This window comes from Bradyrhizobium sp. Mp27 (assembly GCF_029953005.1).
GTDB classification, from domain to species: domain Bacteria; phylum Pseudomonadota; class Alphaproteobacteria; order Rhizobiales; family Xanthobacteraceae; genus Bradyrhizobium; species Bradyrhizobium barranii.
Genome location: NZ_JASAUS010000617.1, coordinates 1 through 539 on the forward strand (window position 1 = coordinate 1; position 539 = coordinate 539).

Here is a 539-nt window from a genome sequence, read left to right on the forward strand (position 1 = left end):
TCGGGCCATATTCATTCACCATCCTGGCCATAGGCTGGATGCTGCGCCACAACGAGACCGTTGAATGCGAAAGCGGTTCCCCGCCGATAATAAAGGTGTCGACCTGGCTCGGCACCTTCTGCGCCAGCATCTGTTGCCCAAGGGCATCCAGATGGCTCGGCGTGATCTTGATTACGCCGCAGTGGGAACTGATCCATGTCCTTAGTCCCTCTAGTCCCTCGATTTTGTCTTCCTCCATCACAAGCTGTGTGTGGCCACCACAGATCAGAGGCGCAAATAGGCTCGTAATCGTTGAATCGAAGGCGAGTGATGAGGACACCATGGAAGAGGACCAGGGATCATAAACGTCGCAGGCCCAGGACAGATAGTTGACCAATCCCCGATGCTCGACCATGACGCCCTTTGGGGTGCCGGTTGAGCCCGAGGTATAGATCACATAGGCGAGATGGCGTGAGGTGAGGCCGAGCGCGCGCGGGTCCGGATCGGTGGCCGGCAGCTCGGCCCAGGCCGGCGTCGCCGTCTCCAGATCGACCACGGTC

Annotated in this window: 1 protein-coding gene; it reads right to left on the reverse strand. The window is 59.2% G+C overall.

The features are described from left to right. On the reverse strand, positions 1 to 539 hold a 539-nt coding region (locus tag QJT78_RS52015; RefSeq protein WP_281460932.1), incomplete at both ends, for an AMP-binding protein.